At 62.4% G+C, this 1,570-nt stretch carries 2 protein-coding genes; both read right to left on the reverse strand.

Going from position 1 to position 1,570, the window contains the following annotated elements:
• The coding region (locus tag OC610_RS27120; RefSeq protein WP_264432440.1) for a Nudix family hydrolase at positions 1 to 874 on the reverse strand (874 nt) is incomplete at its 3' end.
• Positions 871 to 1,503, reverse strand: a complete 633-nt coding sequence (locus OC610_RS27125) for a glutathione S-transferase family protein (protein ID WP_264432443.1) — start codon at positions 1,501 to 1,503, stop codon at positions 871 to 873. The genes OC610_RS27120 and OC610_RS27125, both read right to left, overlap by 4 nt.
• Positions 1,504 to 1,570 lie beyond the last annotated feature (67 nt).

Raw genomic sequence — 1,570 nt, forward strand, 5'->3', positions numbered from 1 at the left:
CGCCGGGCCCCACCCCACCCAACAGATAAACCGGCCTGTCGAAACCCTCGATCAACCGAGCCGCCTCATCCCACCCCAGTGGCTTGGCATCGGGATGGGTCTGGGTCGGCTGCACAGGCGAAAGCGTGACGAAATCCACATCCATCTGCTGCGCCAGGGACAACTCCTCAGCGTTATGGCACGAGGCCGCAAGCCAGCGGTCCTTGCCGAACGGTCGACCGGCCGCCGCATGCTTGCGCAATTGCGCGGCGGTGATATGCCAGCCAGCGGAGGGAAAATCCCCCAGCCATTCAAACGGCCCCTTGAGCATCAGTTGCGCCTTGCCGGCACACAGCCCCACCGCGTCCACCGCCAGGTCGCGGTATTGCGGGTCGTAGCCGTTGGGTGCGCGCAGCTGGACCAACTTGATCCCGCCGGCAATCGCCTTCTGCATGCCCCGCAGCAAGACCGGCGTTTCCAGACCTTCGGGCGTGATCAGATATTCACCCGGCAAACGAGCCGCCGCGACGATCGGCTGGTTGGCCGCCGGAAATTCGTAATTCGTCAACTCACGGGCCGTCACCCACGCCAGCGGTTGACCTTCGGCGCCATGGGGCGCGCCGCTGAAAGCCGAAACCTCCCAGACGTCGAGCAACACTTGTTTGTCCGGGTAATCGTGGCGCACCTTGATCAATGGCCGGGCGGCTTCGACGACGATACCCAGTTCCTCGTTTAGCTCCCGGGCCAAGGCGGTTTCGACGGACTCATCCACCTCGACCTTGCCACCGGGAAACTCCCACAGGCCGCCCTGGTGTTGGGTGTCGGCCCGACGGGCAATCAGGATTTTACCAGCAGCGTCACGAATGACCGCCGCCGCCACATGAACTCGTTTCACCGCGCAGTCTCCTCCAGGCCAGCCTGTTGCCACGCTTTGAAAGCTGGCCATTGATATAAGGTTTCAACGTAGGCCTCATCGACCTCCGGCAGTGCCACTCGATAAGTGCGCAAGCGCACCGCGACAGGGGCAAAAAATGCGTCGGCCAGACTGATGCGACCAAACAGATAAGGACCGGGTTCGGGCGCCACTCCACGGCATTCAGCCCACAGCGCCAGCATCCGCTCAATTTCCACCTGCACTTCAGATGGCATAGGCGACAGCGGCGCATCGTGCAGCACGTCCATGGGCATATGATTGCGCAGGGCGAAAAAGCCGCTGTGCATTTGCGCACAGGCCGAGCGGGCCTGCGCCCGGGCGGCCACATCCTTGGGCCAGAGTCCGGCATCCGGGAATTGTTCGGCCAGGTATTCGCCGATCGCCAGGGAATCGGCGATCACGCCGAATTCGGTCTTGAGCAACGGGACCTTGGCCGTGGCCGAATATTTGAGCAGCTTTTCGCGGGTATCGGGCTGGCCGAGCCTGACCAGTTCTTCGGTGTACTTCGCGCCGGTCAGCGCCAGGGCCAAGGCGCCACGCAGGGACCAGGAAGATAGATCTTTGTCGCCGATGATCAGGTGCAGGCTCATGTGGATTCCTTTCTTATGGTTCTGAGGTGTCTGTTATGGTGCCATCGCGAGCAAGCTCGCTCCCACA

It is taken from the genome of Pseudomonas agronomica (assembly GCF_025917275.1).
In the GTDB taxonomy this organism is placed as follows: Bacteria; Pseudomonadota; Gammaproteobacteria; order Pseudomonadales; family Pseudomonadaceae; genus Aquipseudomonas; species Aquipseudomonas agronomica.

Coding starts and splice junctions, on each gene's coding strand:
- OC610_RS27125 (WP_264432443.1), bottom strand. CDS start 1,503: ATGAGCCTGCACCTGATCATCGGCGACAAAGATCTATCTTCCTGGTCC.